Annotated in this window: 19 protein-coding genes; 2 read left to right on the top strand and 17 right to left on the bottom strand. The window is 47.5% G+C overall.

The window, feature by feature from the left end; genetic code table 11:
- Window positions 1-3: 3 nt before the first annotated feature.
- From fabF to KSP24_RS10895, 9 genes are all read right to left on the bottom strand, one after another.
- The gene (fabF, locus tag KSP24_RS10935; RefSeq protein WP_013370641.1) at window positions 4-1,242 is read right to left on the bottom strand and encodes a beta-ketoacyl-ACP synthase II; all 1,239 of its coding nucleotides are present in this window, start codon (window positions 1,240-1,242) and stop codon (window positions 4-6) included.
- A 228-nt stretch (window positions 1,243-1,470) separates the two neighbouring features.
- The gene (locus KSP24_RS10930; protein WP_007429985.1) at window positions 1,471-1,704 is read right to left on the bottom strand and encodes an acyl carrier protein; all 234 of its coding nucleotides are present in this window, start codon (window positions 1,702-1,704) and stop codon (window positions 1,471-1,473) included.
- 109 nt (window positions 1,705-1,813) lie between these two features.
- Entirely contained in the window at window positions 1,814-2,563 is a 750-nt protein-coding gene (gene fabG / locus KSP24_RS10925; RefSeq protein WP_013370640.1) for a 3-oxoacyl-[acyl-carrier-protein] reductase, read from the bottom strand.
- 51 nt (window positions 2,564-2,614) lie between these two features.
- The gene (gene fabD, locus KSP24_RS10920; RefSeq protein WP_025676844.1) at window positions 2,615-3,556 is read right to left on the bottom strand and encodes an ACP S-malonyltransferase; all 942 of its coding nucleotides are present in this window, start codon (window positions 3,554-3,556) and stop codon (window positions 2,615-2,617) included.
- 81 nt (window positions 3,557-3,637) lie between these two features.
- Window positions 3,638-4,627, bottom strand: a complete 990-nt coding sequence (locus KSP24_RS10915) for a beta-ketoacyl-ACP synthase III (protein ID WP_013370638.1) — start codon at window positions 4,625-4,627, stop codon at window positions 3,638-3,640.
- Between the two features lie 8 nt (window positions 4,628-4,635).
- The gene (gene plsX, locus KSP24_RS10910; RefSeq protein ID WP_025676841.1) at window positions 4,636-5,628 is read right to left on the bottom strand and encodes a phosphate acyltransferase PlsX; all 993 of its coding nucleotides are present in this window, start codon (window positions 5,626-5,628) and stop codon (window positions 4,636-4,638) included.
- Window positions 5,612-6,208 carry a transcription factor FapR gene (fapR, locus tag KSP24_RS10905; RefSeq protein ID WP_014599659.1) on the bottom strand — a complete coding sequence of 199 codons (597 nt, stop codon included), beginning with the start codon at window positions 6,206-6,208 and terminating at the stop codon, window positions 5,612-5,614. Before fapR ends, plsX begins: the two co-directional genes overlap by 17 nt.
- Window positions 6,209-6,484: 276 nt before the next feature.
- On the bottom strand, window positions 6,485-6,658 hold the full coding sequence (rpmF, locus tag KSP24_RS10900; RefSeq protein ID WP_013370634.1) for a 50S ribosomal protein L32: 174 nt from the start codon (window positions 6,656-6,658) through the stop codon (window positions 6,485-6,487).
- A gap of 190 nt (window positions 6,659-6,848) precedes the next feature.
- Entirely contained in the window at window positions 6,849-7,370 is a 522-nt protein-coding gene (locus tag KSP24_RS10895) for a YceD family protein (protein ID WP_216975139.1), read from the bottom strand.
- 349 nt (window positions 7,371-7,719) lie between these two features.
- Here KSP24_RS10895 and KSP24_RS10890 point away from each other — a divergent pair, with 349 nt between their 5' ends.
- Window positions 7,720-8,955 carry a nucleotidyltransferase gene (locus KSP24_RS10890; RefSeq protein WP_216975138.1) on the top strand — a complete coding sequence of 412 codons (1,236 nt, stop codon included), beginning with the start codon at window positions 7,720-7,722 and terminating at the stop codon, window positions 8,953-8,955.
- Here KSP24_RS10890 and KSP24_RS10885 read toward each other — a convergent pair.
- Window positions 8,945-9,976 (bottom strand): SepM family pheromone-processing serine protease, encoded by a 1,032-nt coding sequence (locus KSP24_RS10885; RefSeq protein ID WP_216975137.1) that lies wholly within the window; start codon window positions 9,974-9,976, stop codon window positions 8,945-8,947. The genes KSP24_RS10890 and KSP24_RS10885 overlap by 11 nt on opposite strands.
- Before the next feature lie 197 nt (window positions 9,977-10,173).
- Between KSP24_RS10885 and KSP24_RS10880 the strand changes: the two genes are divergently transcribed.
- Window positions 10,174-11,457: a nucleoside recognition protein gene (locus KSP24_RS10880; protein WP_216975136.1), complete on the top strand. Its 1,284-nt coding sequence runs from the start codon at window positions 10,174-10,176 to the stop codon at window positions 11,455-11,457.
- On the opposite strand, the gene coaD is transcribed toward KSP24_RS10880, so the two are convergent.
- From coaD to KSP24_RS10845, 7 genes are all read right to left on the bottom strand, one after another.
- Window positions 11,420-11,941 carry a pantetheine-phosphate adenylyltransferase gene (gene coaD, locus KSP24_RS10875; protein ID WP_013370628.1) on the bottom strand — a complete coding sequence of 174 codons (522 nt, stop codon included), beginning with the start codon at window positions 11,939-11,941 and terminating at the stop codon, window positions 11,420-11,422. The genes KSP24_RS10880 and coaD overlap by 38 nt on opposite strands.
- On the bottom strand, window positions 11,934-12,575 hold the full coding sequence (gene rsmD, locus KSP24_RS10870; protein ID WP_216975135.1) for a 16S rRNA (guanine(966)-N(2))-methyltransferase RsmD: 642 nt from the start codon (window positions 12,573-12,575) through the stop codon (window positions 11,934-11,936). Before rsmD ends, coaD begins: the two co-directional genes overlap by 8 nt.
- Before the next feature lie 315 nt (window positions 12,576-12,890).
- A complete protein-coding gene (locus KSP24_RS10865; protein ID WP_013370626.1) occupies window positions 12,891-13,013 on the bottom strand; it encodes a cyclic lactone autoinducer peptide in 123 nt (40 codons plus the stop codon).
- 5 nt (window positions 13,014-13,018) lie between these two features.
- Window positions 13,019-13,534 carry an accessory gene regulator ArgB-like protein gene (locus tag KSP24_RS10860; protein ID WP_013370625.1) on the bottom strand — a complete coding sequence of 172 codons (516 nt, stop codon included), beginning with the start codon at window positions 13,532-13,534 and terminating at the stop codon, window positions 13,019-13,021.
- Window positions 13,527-14,159, bottom strand: coding sequence for a hypothetical protein (locus KSP24_RS10855; protein ID WP_058710937.1), 633 nt, complete (start codon window positions 14,157-14,159; stop codon window positions 13,527-13,529). Before KSP24_RS10855 ends, KSP24_RS10860 begins: the two co-directional genes overlap by 8 nt.
- A 170-nt stretch (window positions 14,160-14,329) precedes the next feature.
- Window positions 14,330-15,448, bottom strand: coding sequence for an acyltransferase family protein (locus tag KSP24_RS10850; RefSeq protein ID WP_216975134.1), 1,119 nt, complete (start codon window positions 15,446-15,448; stop codon window positions 14,330-14,332).
- A 160-nt stretch (window positions 15,449-15,608) separates the two neighbouring features.
- Window positions 15,609-17,426, bottom strand: a complete 1,818-nt coding sequence (locus KSP24_RS10845; RefSeq protein ID WP_216975133.1) for an APC family permease — start codon at window positions 17,424-17,426, stop codon at window positions 15,609-15,611.
- Between the last annotated feature and the right edge of the window lie 35 nt (window positions 17,427-17,461).

The following is a 17,461-nucleotide window of genomic DNA, read 5'->3' as shown; positions in this document are numbered from 1 at the left end:
CCCTTACGCTTCATATTTTTTTAGAATAACCGTAGCATTGTGACCGCCAAAACCAAAGGAATTGGACATAACCACATTCAGTTCCGCTTTTCTCGGCTTATTAGGTACATAATCAAGATCACAAGCCGGGTCTTGATTATCCAAATTAATTGTTGGCGGAATTGTCTGATGTTGGAGCGCAAGACCACAAATTACGGCTTCAACGCCTCCCGCTGCACCCAGAAGATGCCCTGTCATCGACTTGGTTGAACTGATCGCTACCTTATAGGCATGCTCTCCAAGCGTTTTCTTAACTGCTTCCGTCTCCGATTTGTCACCAACCGGCGTAGATGTACCATGTGCATTGATATAATCGATATCTTCAGGATTCAATCCAGCATCACGGATCGCCATTCTAATGCAGCGTGCTGCTCCCTCTGGATCAGGCTCCGTCATATGATGGGCATCGCCTGAAAGACCATAGCCAATCACTTCGCCGTAAATATGTGCACCACGCTTCAAAGCATGATCCAACGATTCCAGAATCAGTACACCAGAGCCTTCGCCCATAACAAATCCGTCCCGTTCGGTATCAAATGGACGACTTGCCTTTTCCGGCTCATCGTTACGTGTGGACATCGCTCGCATGGAGCAAAATCCAGCAATACCAATCGGACGAATCGTTGCTTCGGCACCGCCGCAAATCATAGCGTCAGCGTCACCGCGCTGAATCATGCGGAAGGAATCACCGATAGCATGACTACCTGTGGCACAAGCCGTAACTGGCGATGTATTGGGACCCTTAGCACCGAGTGAGATCGAAACTTGACCGGAACCCATATTAGCAATCATCATCGGAATGAAGAAAGGGCTTACGCGTTTAGGTCCCTTTTCGATCAGTGCATTATGCTGATCTTCCCAAGTGCCCAATCCGCCAATACCAGAACCAACAGATACACCAACACGCTCAGCATCCACATTCTCTCCGATTACGAGTTTGCTGTCCTCAAGCGCCAATTTACTAGCAGCAACCGCGAACTGCACAAAGCGGTCCATTTTACGCGCATCCTTACGATCGATATAATCCTCTGGATTAAAATCTTTAATGGAAGCGGCTATTTTCGTAGTGTATTCACTTGTATCAAAAGCTTCGATTTTACTGATACCAGATTTTCCAGCCATCAGATTATCCCATAGTGTGTTCAAATCCTGTCCCAGCGAAGTGATTACACCCATTCCTGTTATGACAACACGTTGTTTCAAAGATAATCACCTCTATGTCTACTGCAAATTGTATTTTTAGTTCGCACACGCTTGTGTACAAAAATAATATAGAATCAACTAAAGTTAGTAATGCCGCATTATACTCAGCCCTTGACGAAGTGAAGCTGAGATGAAGTCAAAAACACGCGACAATTCCGTCTTTAGTTCAATCTGTATAATTAGGAGAAAGTCCCGCCTGTAACAGAACGGGACTTTTGATGACATGAATTAGGTATGAGATTGTATGTACTTCACAACTTCACCTACAGTTGTAATTTTCTCTGCATCTTCATCAGAGATTTCCATATCAAACTCATCTTCCAATTCCATAACCAATTCAACTACATCGAGAGAATCAGCGCCTAAATCATCTTTAAAAGATGCTTCAAGTGTAACTTCGGCTTCGTCGGCTCCCAAACGGTCAACGACAATGCGTTTTACGCGCTCCAATACATCGGACATCCGGCTCACCTCCTCCTTATGGTATTATACGAAAATTACAATTAAAATGCCATAGAAGAGAGTTTTCATTAACTACTCTCCATCGGGGCATGCGGATTGGCAACAAGAACTACATATACATGCCGCCATCCACATGCAAAGTCTGGCCCGTCATATATGAGGAAGCATCCGAGGCCAAGAATAGCACCACATCTGCAATTTCCTCAGGCCGTCCAAGACGGGCCAGCGGAATACCGCTAAGCATATTGTCACGCAAATCATCAGCCAGCACCTGTGTCATTTCAGTATCAATGAATCCAGGAGCCACACAGTTCACTGTAATTCCTCTTGAGGCAAGCTCTCTAGCAGAGGATTTAGTAAGACCAATCACTCCCGCTTTAGCAGCGACATAGTTGGCTTGTCCTGCGTTACCAAGTACACCAACAACGGAAGAGATATTGATAATTCGTCCAGAACGCTGCTTCATCATTGGGCGTGTGGCCGCCTTGAGACAATTAAACACACCCTTAAGATTCGTTTCGATCACCTGATCGAATTCCTCTTCTTTCATCCGCATGATTAAATTATCTCTTGTTATGCCAGCATTATTCACCAGGATATCAATCTTGCCCCAAGCGCCAATTACATCCTTGATCAACTGATCAGCTTCTTCAGCACGTCCCACATTAGCCTGAACTGTAATAGCTTCTACACCTTTGGCACGAATCAGCTCTGCTACCTCAGTCGCAGCCGCTTCGCTACCAGCATAATTTACTGCGACATTAGCCCCTGCTTCAGCCAGCGCCAGTGCGATACTACGGCCAATTCCGCGCGACGCTCCCGTAACCAGCGCTGTTTTTCCACTCAATGGCTTAGACATCATAGTCCTCCCTTGCAAGTATTTAACCCGTAAAGGCAATCATTAATACTTTTAGCGGGCTTCCAGGGCTTCTGTTATAGAAGCAAACGACTCCAGGCTACTCATGTTATACAGCTTAACCGTTTTGTCAATCTTTTTAACCAGTCCGGTCAAAACACTTCCCGGTCCAAACTCAACAAAGGTGTCCACACCTTGTTCCAGTAACCATGCTACGCTGTCTTCCCATAGTACCGGAGAATAGACCTGTTCCACCAACAGTTGGCGAATTTCACTTCCCTCACGTACAGGTTTTGCTGTCACATTGGTCACAACCGGAATCTGGGCTTCAGCAAATTTCACAGTCTCCAATTTACCGGAGAGCTTGTCCGCCGCTTCCTTCATCAATGACGAATGAAAAGGTCCGCTGACCTCCAAAGTAATAGCACGCTTACCGCCTGCTTCCTTCACACGTTCAGCGACGGCAGCTACACCCGCCTTTGTACCGGATACAACAATCTGTCCGGGACAGTTGATGTTGGCCAATTCAACCAGTTGGCCAGACTCCGTAATATCACGGCACAATGCTGCCAATGCTTCACGATCAGCTCCCAGCACAGCAGCCATCCCGCCTTGTCCATCAGGAATGGCCTGCTCCATAAACTGACCACGTGCACGAACAGTCTCAACTGCATCCTCAAATGTGAGAACACCGGAAGCCACTAGCGCACTGTATTCTCCTAGACTGTGCCCAGCCACATAATCAGGGCGGATGCCCTTTTCCTTGAACGCTTCATACAACGCAATGCTCGCCGTTAACAGTGCAGGCTGCGTATTGGATGTTTGCTTCAAGGCTGTGTCAGGCCCTTCAAATATCAGTGTGCTTAGCGCGAAACCCAAACGTTCGTCCGCTTTACGGAATACTTCTGTTGCAGCTGGAACTGCTTCATAAGCATCTTTAGCCATACCTACAGCTTGTGAACCCTGACCGGGAAATATAAATGCCGTTTTGCCCATCGTGCATGCACCTCTCTGTATCCAATGCTTCTTCTGTAAAACACCAGACAAATTCAATATTATATCAAAACTGCCACTTAATTACCAGATAAGAACCGACGCACCCCAGGTCAAACCGCCGCCAAAGCCCACCATTAGTATACGGTCGCCTTCCTTCATGCGGCCTTCCTCAGCTGCTTCCACAAGAGCGAGAGGAATAGATGCTGCGGATGTATTCGCATATTTATTAACATTAATAACTACCTTTTCCTCTGGCAAATCCAAACGTTGCATTGCGGATTGGATGATTCGGATATTGGCTTGATGCGGAACGAACAGATCGATGTCGTCTTTGGACATCCCAGCTTTCTCCAACACATCAACCGTTGCTGTTCCCATAACGCGAACCGCGAACTTGAACACTTCGCGTCCGTTCATGTAAATATAGTGCTGTTTATTTTCCAGTGTATCCGCACTCGCAGGCAAACGTGAGCCCCCAGCTTCCAACTTGAGCAAGGTGCCTCCAGCGCCTTCAGCCCCCAGATCAAAGGATTGGAATCCTCTACCTTCAGGTACTTCACCAATCACTACAGCTCCTGCTCCATCTCCGAAAAGAACGCAGGTGTTGCGGTCAGTATAATCTGTAATCCGGGAAAGGCAGTCTGCACCAATAATTAACGCATTGTTATAAATACCTGTCTTAATGAAACTCGTTGCCGTAGCCAGCCCGTACACAAAACCCGAGCATGCAGCAGACAAATCGAAAGCCGCTGCGCCTTTGGCCCCCAACTTGTCCTGAAGAATGCAAGCAGTTGACGGAAATGCCATATCTGGTGTAACCGTAGCTACTATAATCAGGTCCAGATCTTGTGCCGTCATACCCGCAGACTCCAACGCCTTAACTGCTGCTTCATAAGCCAAATCAGATGTAGCCTGCTCTGGAGCAGCAATATGGCGCTCCTGAATCCCTGTACGGCTAACAATCCACTCATCACTTGTTTCAACGATTTCTTCCAAATCTTTATTGGTCAGAATTTTCTCAGGTACGTATTTCCCTGTTCCGATAACACCAACCGGCCGTAATTTATTCATATCGTCACTCACTTCCTGCTGATTTCCTTGGATATACTTTCCACCAACCGGTTTTGCAAGGCCGTACGAGCCTGCCTTACCGCATTTTTGACGGCAATGCCATCAGACGAACCGTGACTTTTTAAGACGAGTCCGCTCAACCCCAACAAAGGAGCCCCGCCGTGCTCTTTATAATCCAGTTTCCCCTTCAGACCCCGAAGTTCAGGCATAATCAAGGCCGCTGCAAGCTTGGTCTTTAAAGATTTGGTAAACTGCTCTTTAAGGAGAGAAAATATCGCTCCGGCTGTTCCCTCTAGCGATTTTAGCATAATGTTTCCGGCGAATCCGTCACACACCAATACATCACAATTTCCGGTTAACACATCTCGGGATTCAACATTCCCCACAAAATTGACAGGTAACTGCTCAATAAGTGGAAATGCCAATTTTGTCAGTTCATTGCCTTTTCCTGCTTCAGTCCCAACATTCAGCAGACCCACTCTTGGAGAAGCCAATCCGTGAACCTTCTGACGGTACAAGCTCCCCATCAGTGCATACTGGGCAAGATGTTCAGGCTTGGCATCCATATTGGCCCCCAAGTCCAGCGCCAGTATACCTTGATCATCAATCGTTGGTATCATCGGCGCGAGAGCCGGACGTTCAATGCCCTCCATTCTTCCAACCACTAGCAATCCTGTAGTCATCAGAGCGCCTGTATTACCTGCGGATATCATGGCATCCGCTTCACCTTCTCTAACCATTCGACCCGCTACGACCATTGAGGCATCCTTTTTACGCCGCACTGCCTTTACAGGCTCGTCCTGCGCATCTATCGTTTCGGACGCATGGCGAATGGTGAGGTTCGTCGGCAGCGCCCTGCCGTTCAAAACCGATTCAATCCGTTCCCGGTCACCAACCAGCGTAATGTCTGTATCCTTCCATTCCGCCGCCGCAGATAACGCGCCCTCTACTGTCGCCTCAGGAGCATTATCTCCCCCCATGGCATCAATGGCGATCCGCATGCTGACTTCCTCCTTCGCTATACTCTTCCTCCGTGGAGCGATAAATGACAAAGTTGCCTTGGAACACCATTTCTTCTCCTACGTAGGCAAACACTTCCACTTTGGCCTTTCCTTTTTGTTCTGGATTTGAGCGTACATATGCCTTGGCAATACATTTTTCACCCAAATGAACCGGACGAACAAAGCGAATATCCGCTGAAGCGGTCAATGCTATCTCATCGTTAATTACGGCAACGGCCAATGAATTGGCCTGCGCAAACACATAATGTCCTCGTGCAATGCCTGTGCGTGAAAAAGTATGTTCCTCTTTAATTTCAAAAATCGAAATACCACTTCGATCCAACTGGAGATCAACGATGTCCCCAATTACTTCATGTAAAGGCAAGGAACGAACCTGATCGTAGGAGCGCTCAGCCATCAGCTTTAGCCGCTCCCGCAATTCCGGGATCCCCAGTTCCATCCGGTCCAACCGAATGGTCTGAATGCTTACCTTCAGCTGTCTTGTCAATTCCTGATCCGTCACGAACGGATTATCATCAATTAATTGAGTCAGCCGTTGCTGTCTCTGTCTCTTCGGCAAACGTTCGATATCAGTGACGCCTCCTTTCCCTACAGTAAACTGCCGTTCAGCCGACAGTTCAGGTTACTTTACGTTCTAACGGCTAAACTTCAAGCCGGTTTGTCTTCTTGTATGTATAAAGGAACCTCTTAGGCCCTTCTTTCTTAGAACCTGGTACTAAAACAGTATATAGCATGCTGACGCAAAAAGAAAGCATGCTGATAAAAAAAGTAGCGCCTCACTGTAGTGAAGCGCTACTTTCTCTGCGAATATTCCAAAGAATCCGCTTATCGGACATTATTGAGAGATGATCTCTCTAGCTTTGTACGTTCCGCAAACTTTGCACACATGGTGAGCAAGTTTCAATTCGCCACATTCGGAGCATTTCACCATACCTGGTACTTCCAGTTTAAAGTGAGTACGACGTTTGTCGCGACGAGTTTTGGATGTTCTCCGTTGAGGTACTGCCATTATTCCCACCTCCTTAAACAGATCAACCCCGCATAACGGGTATGACTTCTTATCTCATTCAAGACCGAAAGAAAATGCCAGAAGACAATGATCTTACAGCCGGTGAATCAAGCATGCAACATCCACGTATCGGTTCAATAACTTCCCGGCACAAGCGGATGATGATTTTTTTCAGAATTGAACTCAATTCTCATTTAAAAAAATCCTTAAGCCCTGCCAGACGCGGATCAATCTTTTCCGTATCACTATCGTTACTGTCGTCGGAGCCAAGGCTCCAGTCTTGTCCGGCCGCTGGCGCGATGCCCTGACAATCCTCACTGCATACAGGCGCAAACGGCACATGCAGTACAAACAGTTCTTCACAATACGGTGCAATGTCGAAGGAATCCTCCGTCACTGCGATAAAATCGCCATCTTCATCCTCCTCTTCAACACTTGAAGATGAGGTTTGCTTAAACCGTTCACGGAATTCAATTTTCAAATCCTCGTGCATCGGGCTCAAACAGCGTGAGCAAAGCATGTCCAGACCTGCGGTCAACGTGCCTTCCACACTCATCGAGCCTTGGCCCAGACTAACGGCGACCAAGTCGGTCTCCAGCGGGGAAACGGCTGTAACATCAGCACGATCATCCACCAATTCACTCACATTAAGAGATTCACGGATAGGAAAGGGACCGTCACTTGTTGCTACTTTGCGAAAAAATAGTTGCATCACTATCACTCCAAACAAACAAAAATTATTATAACGACTGATCGAGTCGTTTGTCAACACCTTTCACTTTACACCACTTACAAATCCATTAGTTTTCCAATGGTTCGGTAAGATCTATGCGGATGAAAAAATGTGTTGTATTCATCATGTACCTGTGAGTATTCGTACCCCCGCCACTCTTCGTGTACAATAATGCGAGTATAAAGCTTTTTGCTCTAGGTCTCAATGGTCTTGTTGAAGTGCATGATGAAATACCAGATAGCTGCCCTGAAAACATGCATTCACTGGTAGTAAACCACTCAAAATAGTTATCAAATAAGCTACTAAAGAAAGGAGCCGACATACAGTTTTGAAAACACTCGGTATCATTGTAGAGTATAATCCCCTGCATAACGGACATGTCCATCACTGGAAGGAGTCTCTTCGTATCACTGGTGCACAGCGCACGGTGGCTGTGATGAGTGGTCCCTTCCTTCAACGGGGCGAACCCGCGATTACAGACAAATGGTCGCGCACCGAAATGGCACTCGCCATGGGCGTAGACCTGGTTCTGGAGCTGCCTGTAGCCTATGCTGTCCAGCCCGCAGAATGGTTTGCCCGCGGCGCGGTGACCTTGCTGTGCGCGACGGGCATCGTCGACGCGCTCTGCTTCGGCAGCGAGAGCGGAGACATCGCACCGCTGCACACGCTGGCTCGCGTGCTGGCGGCAGAGCCGGCCGAACTCAAGGCCGGCATCGCCCAGCGCCTGAGCAAGGGCGCGAGCTATCCCGCCGCCTACGCGGGAGCCGCAGCCGCGCTGGCGGCCGAAGGAGCGGACGGCGCTGCGCTCGCCGCTCTTATGCAACAGCCCAACAATACGCTGGGGCTGCATTACTTGATTGCGCTGGAACGACTGGGCAGCACGATCAAGCCCTTCACGGTAGCCCGCACGGGATCGGGCTACCATGAAGCCGTGGCGCCTGCGGACGGAGTCATCGCCAGCGCCACGGCCATCCGCCGTCTACTGCTGGACGGCGGGCCGGAGGCCGCATCGCCGTACGTACCTGCGGCGACCCTGGAGATTTTGCAGCGCGAGTGGCAAGAAGAACACGCGCCGCTGCATTGGGAAGCGTTCTGCCAGCCACTGCTGAACGCCCTGATCACGCGGAGCCCGCAGCAGCTGGCGGAGCTGCACGAGGTCACCGAAGGACTGGAGCACCGTCTGCAGCAATCGCTGTACACGCTGCCCCAGCCCTCTGTGGAGGCTCTGTTTGCCGCTGTCAAGACAAAACGCTATACTCGTACGAAGCTTCAGCGAATGTGTACACATATTTTGCTGAATCATGCCAAAGCCGATATGATTCCCGCTGAGCTGGCGAAAGGTCCCGGCTATATCCGCGTGCTCGGCTTTAACAGGGCTGGACGCAAGCTGCTGGCACAAATGAAAGACACAGCCGCCCTGCCAGTATGGGTCAAGCCGTCTGCCGGGTCACATGCCCATCTGGACTGGGATACTGCCGCCGCCGCCATACATGCAGCCGGGATGCCGCGTCCCGCCATCCGTCACATGTATGCTGATTACTTGCGGCCCCCCGTTATGGTTTAATAGGCAGCTTTTCCATATAATTCAGCGCATCGCCAAGCTTGCGAACCGGGACAAGCTTCATCTGGGTTCCGATTTGCTCTGCTTTGGCTTTTGCCTCTTTATAATTATCTGCCGGGACGAAAAACAATTCCGCGCCCTGACGGTCAGCAGCGACAATTTTATACTTGGCACCACCAATCGCTCCAACCTGACCGTCCTTATCAATAGTACCCGTACCGGCTACACGATATCCCTTACTTAAGTCACCTGGTGTCAGCTGGTTATAGATTTCCATAGTAAACATCAAACCTGCTGAAGGACCACCGACATCCGTGGATGTAAAATGAATCGTTTTACGTCCATCCTTCGGCTCTACCTTCTGTACCGTGGCAATACTGACACCAAACCCGGAACGTTCTCTTCCCGTCTCACTGTCCGTGATGGTTGTTAATGGAGCTTGCACTGCCAGCAACTTTCCATCGCGCTTTAGCTTCACTTTAGCCAGCGTTCCCGGTTTCTCATCCTCCAAGGCCTTCCGAATGGAATGATTATCAGTTACCCTCGTACCGTTCAACTCTAATATTTCATCTCCGGGCTCAAACACGCTGTTTGGTCCCGGAACCTTAAATACATACACATAATCCGGCACAATGCGATAGGGAACATGAGCACGGGTATAGGCAGCCTCCATCGCGGAAGATTGGGAATCCCCCATATACCATACCTGCTCTGCTGCATATTCATCTTCACTTCTGCCATGCAGACGATCCTCTTTGCGCTGAATCTCCGAGTTGCTGTCCAGCTTGGACATAGCTAGCATGATGACATTGGCATATCTCGCCGATACCGTCGTCATCATAAAACTCCCCCGTTCGCTGCTATCCCCTTCCTGTACTTTAACCATCGGTTTGATCTCGTTTGCCCCACCTGGTCCATAGATCAGATAAGGGGTTGGCATATAAACCAGCACATAGACCATTGCAGCCAGTATTAAGACATAACCGGTTGTAAAAAAGGCTCTTTTCCGGTTAATTTGCATCATTGCTTCTCCCCCTTGCAGCCTAACTTCTCCTATCTTACCCAAGTGCCTTTGCACCACCTGTTCTCAAGCCTTCCAAAAAAGCATACATTGTTTACGACAACGTGTACGAGCAACCTCTACCCAGACAATGAACGTGAATAAACGCTGGAGACAGCATCCGACTCTCCTTAGTATATTTATGAGAGGTGAACTCTTTGATGCAAAAGGAAGCCCGCCCTGCTCCTTATTGGACAACCTTGCTGCTTGGCCTCGGAGCCATTTTGCTTGTAGTGGCTATTGTCGCCTCACCAGAAGAAGTATTTCAAGCCTCTACCCAGGGGCTTAAGTTATGGTGGAGCATTATTTTCCCGGCCATGCTGCCCTTTTTGATGCTATCTGAAATGCTCATCGCCTTTGGTCTGGTACATGGTCTAGGTGTTCTGCTGGAGCCGTTCATGCGATTTTGGTTTCGGCTGCCGGGACGAAGCGGCTGGGTGTTGGCCCTCGGCCTAACTGCGGGATTCCCGGCTGCTGCGGAAGCGGTACGCCAATGGGCACAGCAGGAGGATATGACCCCGCTTCAGCTTCGACGTCTGACCGCTATCGCTCATTTCTGCAATCCGATTACGATCCTGCTCGTCATTGGCACAGGACTGCTGCACAATGCTGCTGTAGGTGGGCTGTTACTTGCCGTTCACTGGATTTCTGGGCTGCTGGCAGGCTGGATCACAGCCAGATTACCTGAATCGTCCAGAAAATCGAAAAAACGGGAAACGCCAGCTGCCATCCGGCGCGCTTCTGTTTCCCGCCCTACCACCTCCCTGATCCGATCCGCATGGGAAGCTACCCGCTCTGCCAAAGAACGGGACGGTCGCAGTTTTGGAAAACTGTTAGGCGAAACCGTATCCCATGCTGTACAGACGCTGATGGTGACAGGTGGATTCATTATTTTCTTTTCCGTACTGATTCGGCTGCTGACCCTATACTCAGGTCAAGGGACGCTTTCTATGGTGTGGCCTGCCTGGATGGAAATCCATCTGGGTTCCTATGAAATCAGCCGTCTGCCCAACGATCTCCGTACACAAGCAGCGCTGATCAGCGCTGTGTTGGGCTGGGGCGGCTTGTGCGGCTGGCTTCAAATTACCGCCGTCACCAGACCTTCCGACAAGGGCATCACCTTCACCTTATCACGAGTGCTCCATGGGATCATTGCTTTTGGACTGACCTTGGCGGTATGGACTCCGCTTAGCCACATTGTCAGTAATACAATTCCTGCTTACATCAGTCGCAGTTCTGTATCTTCTTTTTCGGAAAGTGTAAATGACTCTGGTGTACAATCTGTCATGGTCAGAGCCAGCAGTTTATTAACACAAATAGAAGGAACATCCATGTACCCCTGGCAACTGACCGTACTGTCCGTCGTACTTCTAAGTACGATTATACTTGCTCTGCTCGCCGTTTCCTTTATGACTTCATGGTGGAGCCACCGCGATTCGCGCTAACCTTGGCACGCAGTGCGTCTTCCACCTCTGGTGACACCAGATCTACGACCTTGCCATCAAAATGCGCAATTTCCTTCACCATACTGGAACTCAGATATGAATAAGCCGGATTGGTCATCATAAAGATCGTTTCCGCATCCGGGTTCAGCTTATGATTTGTAGAGGCCAATTGCAGCTCATATTCAAAATCGGTCACTGACCGGATTCCTCTGACAATAACCTGAGCCCCTTTTTGACGTACATAATTAGCTGTCAAATCACGAAAGCTGTCCACTTCAACGTTCGGAATATCGCGAGTTACCGTCCGCAGCAGCTCCATTCGCTCCTCAAGTGAAAACAGCGGATTTTTACTAATATTGTTAAGAACCGCGACAATCAGTAAATCAAACTGTCGGGCCGCTCTTTGAATAATATCCTGATGCCCCATCGTCACGGGATCAAAGGTTCCCGGATATACGGCAACACGTGGTTTGTGCTCAATCATGATGGTCCTCCCCGTCTGATTCGGTGATGCCGAATTTGCCCCCTTCGGCTTCTGTATGTCCTTCGGCGTCTGACAAAGCATCATCTGCAAAGTGATAAATGGATAACGCCGTTTCACCATAGACCGCTTTTCTAACCTGTTCAAACGGTCCGAAACTTATCGGATACTCATGTCCCGATTCATACTCCAGCACGATGATTGCACCTGAACGAAGCAAGTCCAACTCTGCCATGCGGCTCATCAATTCATCCCCGTGCTTGAGACGATAAGGCGGGTCCAGAAAAACAGCATCAAAAAGAGCTCCACGTTTTGCCAGCGCCTTGAGCGCTCGTCCGGCATCATTGCGGAACACTTCTGCCTTTCCTTCCAATCCAGTTTTTCGCAAATTTTCTTTAATGACATCAATGCTTTTGGATTCCATATCAATAAAAACTGCCTTGTCCATTCCCCGACTAAGCGCCTCTATCCCCAGGCCGCCACTGCCAGCAAACAAATCAAGCGCGACTCCTCCATCAAAATAAGGACCTATCATGCTAAATAGCGCTTCCTTGACCTTATCCGTGGTCGGTCGCGTCCCGGTGCCGGGAACTGCCTTTAACGGCCTTCCTTTGGCACTACCCGATACCACTCTCACGCTGAAACTCACCTATTTTCTATATGTGTTCATAACCATATAAAGATTATGACGTTATCGTACCACATGCACCGCCGTTTGAAAAACTTAGTGATGAAGCAGGTATAAAAAACCATCTCCTGGGCATCCTTAGGATATCGGCATTCAACCAATGTCGTAGACAACCGCGGAGAAGACTTACGTTTCCCCATAAGCTCTTCGTCCGGTTTCTCCTCTCCCATTCGGGCGCTCTTTCGTAGAGCGCCTGTTTTTTTGCATAAAAAGAAGCTGCTTTAAAGCAGCTTTATGTATTATTTTTTCTAATCTGCATTTTGCTTATTTCAGCAGTTCTTCGGGTGTATCCCCTTGATAAACATACACATAACTTGCCACCGATACAGCAAATGTCGCAAACATAGACAACGATGTGGCTAACCCGTATACTACTTTTTTCATCATTCCACTCACCTCCTTCCCCGAATCAATGTTAGGCTTTGAAGCAAAAAAGCAACAGCCACTACAGAAGAACCAATAACAAAATTTGTACATACAAGCAAGGAGGATAACAATCGCAAGAGGGGATAAAACCGGACTGGAATGCGCGACTGCTTTTCAATTCTGGACGGGGCAAAGCATAAAACAAGAATGAGCGCGATTCCGGTAAACAGGTTTGTCAACCCATTATTTAAGGAAATGCAAGATATGTATGTAAAAGCTACAGAGGTCACCAACACACATGCCATACCCGTTTTCAAGTGAATACCACCAGATACTTGGCGCAGCAAAGCAAAAGCAACGAGAATCGTTGCAGCTTCTACCATCCGCCCCGTGAAGAATGAGGCGAATAGTGTCAACAAGATGATCATAGACGCATTCAGAATGAGAGCGAGTGCGTATTTAAGCACTGGGACGGAGGCCGGATGATCAGGCACAATACGTTTAATCTGGTTAGCAAGTTTGAAGGCCATCGTTTCAATCATCTCGGTATTCCTTTCCGACTGCATAGTAGATAAAAAATCCCGATACCAGTGCAAAAAATATCATACTCAACCATACTTCGCTATAGTAAAGCACAATAGAGGTTGAAATGAGAGACAGAATTATCAAGGTAATAACAATGCCATATTCCTCTTTGAACTTAAGCTTTTTGAAATTTGGGGAAAAGCCGATCTCTTTTCGATACAATATAAATGAAATAAGTAGTCCTGTTGCTGCGCTAACCACTTGTAACAGATAGCCCTTCAAGGACCCGTTCTGCAGCTCAGAAATCGGCAGGTTACCGAACATAGCCTTCAGGAGTACCGATTGAATAACGGCATATGCAAAATAACCGGTAACTGTCATAATACCTGACCAAACAATCGGGATCTTCACCACCGTAGCAAGTAAAAAAATAAAAAGTAGCATATTAATGACAGGTACCAAATATGAAAGTGAAAATTCCTCTCGGAGCAAATAGCTTTGCAGGTTCATAATCAGGTTTACAAAAATAGCCTGCCATAGATAGGGAGTCATTCTAACTTTAAAGATACTTAAAATCAGCGCAAAAACAGCTACTCCTTCCAGTGTAGAAAAAAATAAAAAGCCGAGTGGCTCCAAAAGCATACGTGCATCTCCTTTACAATTCCAACAAACCTCATCGGTGTATTCAAAAACTTGGATGTACATCGAATATAAAGGGCTGGGAGCTACTTTTCAAGGGGTCTTTTCAATAATTTCGTAGATTTATTCAAGCACTTCAACCAAATGTTATCTGATGCTGCTTCAAGTTGCAACTAGGCAACACTTTCTTTGACCGAATCTTCCTGCTTGCGTACAGATTTTATACGTGATATAAGCTTTTTCCCCAATCGGATGCCGGGCTGTTCTATCCATATGTAGGTAAACCAGGAAAGTCCAGCGGTGATTAGCAACGTCATGATGAACATAAGTGTGAGGCTGACCAAAGGAGCAAACGGTAATTTAATCTGTATGATTAGCCCCAGGACCAGCATATGCGTCAAATACATGCTATAGCTGAGGCGGCCGATCCATGACCACACCTGATTAAGCAGCCACATCGGCTGCCAATGATACAAAGCATACGCTCCCAGCAGCAACCCGACACCTAAGAGATAATCCGCCATACCTCCAAAAAACGCAAACAGCACAGTACCAAGCAGCAAGCCGCCACTGAGCGCGTCTACACTTTTCCAATGACGCTCGTCTTTCCAAATGAAAAAAAACAATATACCCAGTCCAAAGACAGGCAACTGATTCGGAAACCATAAATACAAATAGTGCCCCCATAAAGAGTGATCACTAATTAGTGGATATTGAGCAAACACCGTATTTAGCCCAAAGCTTGCCACAAGCACCATCATGACAAACCAAGTCGCATGGCGAACCGATCGAATCAACTTAAATAAGAGGGGGATAAGCAGATAAAACATGCATTCCACCGCAATGGACCATTCCACACCGATAATGCTGTTGATCCAATACGGATTGAGACCGTTCAAAAACAGAACATGGGCTGCTATATTAGTGGCAGTAACTCCCTCCTGATCCCCAAGCCAAAATCGTGGACCCGTCCCATCCACAGCTAAATAGATTCCTAACATCACGTAATACAAGGGTGCAATCCGAAAAAAACGACGCAACAGGTAGGCCGCCATTCCTTCTCTCTCGTCACTCGAACGCCTGCTCAGGGATAGAAAAAGCGTAAAAGCGCTGGCCATATAAAATAAAGCGACTCCTTTGGCTCCTATGCTCAAGCCTTTTTGCAACCAGCTGTTTAATCCGTCCACATGCTGACTGACATGCACAAGTAACACTCCCATAATCGCCAGCGCCCTTAGCGTATCTACAAATTGCAACTTATCTTGTTCTATCTTCCCCTTGTCTTCGGGCATCGTATCCCTCCATAACAAATTCAAATGATACATTTTGTATCTATAATACACAAAATGTATCACCCAAGTAAATATCCCCATTATGTAAAAAAACACCCTCTGACCGCACCAAGATGCGGTCAAAAAGTGTTGATTTTATCATGCTATAAGCAGCTGTTCCCTATTTGTTTAAATGAAAAGGTACGGTCGTTACGATGACATCTTTGTAGTTAATCAAATAGGCTCTCATCAGCAAACTGGTCTGATTATGCAGTATATTTTCCCACCAGTGTTTAGTGATAAATTGTGGAATGAGAACTGTAATATGATCCTCATCTGCCTTTTTCCACTCTACTGTATCGATGAACTTGCGGAGCGGATTGATGATGCTGCGATAACGGGATCTCAGCACTACTAAACGTATACCCACATCCCACTCTTCCCACTTCTGTTCCATTTTTTGAATCGCTTCATCATCCACACCTACATATACGGCAACCACATTGTCTGACAGGGTTTTGGCATAACTGATGGTATTCATGACGACTCGTGTAATGCCTGCCACCGGAATAATAATCGTGTTGCCTTTGACCATAGGTTTGTCCTTTGTGATATCAATGCGCAGTTGTTCAGCTGTATTTTTGTAATGCTTATTAATCTTCGTAAAGAAATACAGTACCAAAGGCAGGAAGATAAAGACTACCCACACCTGGCTAAACTTAGTAAAGATAAAGATAAGCGTAATTGACAGTGTAGTTAGCATCCCAACCGTATTAATACCTAATTTGACGACCCAGCCAGCTGGTTTGAGCCGAATCCACCGAATCATCATACCAAGCTGTGACAGGGTAAACGGAATAAATACCCCTACGGCATAAAGCGGGATGAGGTTTTCTGTGTTGCCACCAAAAACGATGACCAGCAATGCCGAGAAGATACTCAGAAACAGGATGCCGTTAGAATAGCCGAGTCGATCTCCACGAACCATGAACATATGCGGCATGTATTTGTCTTTCGCGAGCATAAAAGCCAGCAACGGAAAGGCCGAATAAGCTGTGTTGGCCGCCAAAAACAAGATAAGCGCCGTCACGCCTTGAATGATGTAATACATCACACCGCGCCCAAAAGTAGCATTCGCAATTTGCGAAATAACTGTTTCTTGCGGATTAGGACGAACACCGTACCAATAAGCCAGCAAACTAATTCCGATAAACATACAGCCGAGAATCAAACCCATCATCATCAATGTAGTTGCCGCATTTTTGGCAGCAGGCTTGCGGAAGTTCGGAATGGCATTTGAGACAGCTTCTACACCGGTTAGCGCCGAACAGCCCGAGCTGAATGCTTTCAGTAAGAGAAACAGACTGACATTAGATACCGTAGCTCCAAATTGCGGCGCCGCCGCATGGGCTCCTCCTGCCAGATAGTGAATGATACCACTAATAATCAGAACAAAAATGGCAACAACAAATAAGTAAATCGGTATAGCCAGCACCGAGGCAGATTCCGTCACCCCGCGCAAGTTCATTATAGTCAAAAAGATAATCATCACTAAAGCAATGGCAATTCGATGATCATGTAACGATGGGAACGCCGATGTAATGGCATCTGTACCTGCCGATGAGCTAACTGCTACCGTTAGAATATAATCGACCAGCAGAGATCCGCCTGCAATCAGACTCGGACTCTTTCCTAAATTGTCCTGTGCAACAATGTAGGCTCCCCCACCACCAGGATAGGAAAAAATGGTCTGTCTATACGACAGGATCAGAATGATAAGCAAACCCAATACCGCAATGGATATAGGGATGGAATACCATAGGGCAGCAAAGCCCGCTGTAATTAAAACCAGCAGAATCTGCTCCGTTCCGTAAGCTACAGAGGACAATGCATCTGAGGACAGAATGGCCAGTGCCTTGAGCTTATTCAGTTTCTCATCTTCAAGGGCCGTCGATTTTCGCGGACGACCGATTAATAACCTTTTGACTTTACTTAGCATTTCGTTGACTCCTTCTTTGGATGAGGGTTTTGCAA

The organism is Paenibacillus sp. AK121 (assembly GCF_019042715.1).
In the GTDB taxonomy this organism is placed as follows: domain Bacteria; phylum Bacillota; class Bacilli; order Paenibacillales; family Paenibacillaceae; genus Paenibacillus; species Paenibacillus polymyxa_C.
This window is presented reverse-complemented; position numbering and strand designations above follow the sequence as displayed.

Excerpts from the sequence above, each read along its gene's own strand:
- KSP24_RS10930 (WP_007429985.1), bottom strand. The coding sequence starts at position 1,704 with ATGTCCGATGTATTGGAGCGCGTAAAACGCATTGTCGTTGACCGTTTG.
- fabG (WP_013370640.1), bottom strand. The coding sequence starts at position 2,563 with ATGTCTAAGCCATTGAGTGGAAAAACAGCGCTGGTTACGGGAGCGTCG.
- fabD (WP_025676844.1), bottom strand. The coding sequence starts at position 3,556 with ATGGGCAAAACGGCATTTATATTTCCCGGTCAGGGTTCACAAGCTGTA.
- KSP24_RS10915 (WP_013370638.1), bottom strand. The coding sequence starts at position 4,627 with ATGAATAAATTACGGCCGGTTGGTGTTATCGGAACAGGGAAATACGTA.
- plsX (WP_025676841.1), bottom strand. The coding sequence starts at position 5,628 with ATGCGGATCGCCATTGATGCCATGGGGGGAGATAATGCTCCTGAGGCG.
- rpmF (WP_013370634.1), bottom strand. The coding sequence starts at position 6,658 with ATGGCAGTACCTCAACGGAGAACATCCAAAACTCGTCGCGACAAACGT.
- KSP24_RS10895 (WP_216975139.1), bottom strand. The coding sequence starts at position 7,370 with ATGCAACTATTTTTTCGCAAAGTAGCAACAAGTGACGGTCCCTTTCCT.
- KSP24_RS10885 (WP_216975137.1), bottom strand. The coding sequence starts at position 9,976 with ATGATGCAAATTAACCGGAAAAGAGCCTTTTTTACAACCGGTTATGTC.
- KSP24_RS10880 (WP_216975136.1), top strand. The coding sequence starts at position 10,174 with ATGCAAAAGGAAGCCCGCCCTGCTCCTTATTGGACAACCTTGCTGCTT.
- coaD (WP_013370628.1), bottom strand. The coding sequence starts at position 11,941 with ATGATTGAGCACAAACCACGTGTTGCCGTATATCCGGGAACCTTTGAT.
- KSP24_RS10865 (WP_013370626.1), bottom strand. The coding sequence starts at position 13,013 with ATGATGAAAAAAGTAGTATACGGGTTAGCCACATCGTTGTCTATGTTT.
- KSP24_RS10860 (WP_013370625.1), bottom strand. The coding sequence starts at position 13,534 with ATGATTGAAACGATGGCCTTCAAACTTGCTAACCAGATTAAACGTATT.
- KSP24_RS10855 (WP_058710937.1), bottom strand. The coding sequence starts at position 14,159 with ATGCTTTTGGAGCCACTCGGCTTTTTATTTTTTTCTACACTGGAAGGA.
- KSP24_RS10850 (WP_216975134.1), bottom strand. The coding sequence starts at position 15,448 with ATGCCCGAAGACAAGGGGAAGATAGAACAAGATAAGTTGCAATTTGTA.
- KSP24_RS10845 (WP_216975133.1), bottom strand. The coding sequence starts at position 17,426 with ATGCTAAGTAAAGTCAAAAGGTTATTAATCGGTCGTCCGCGAAAATCG.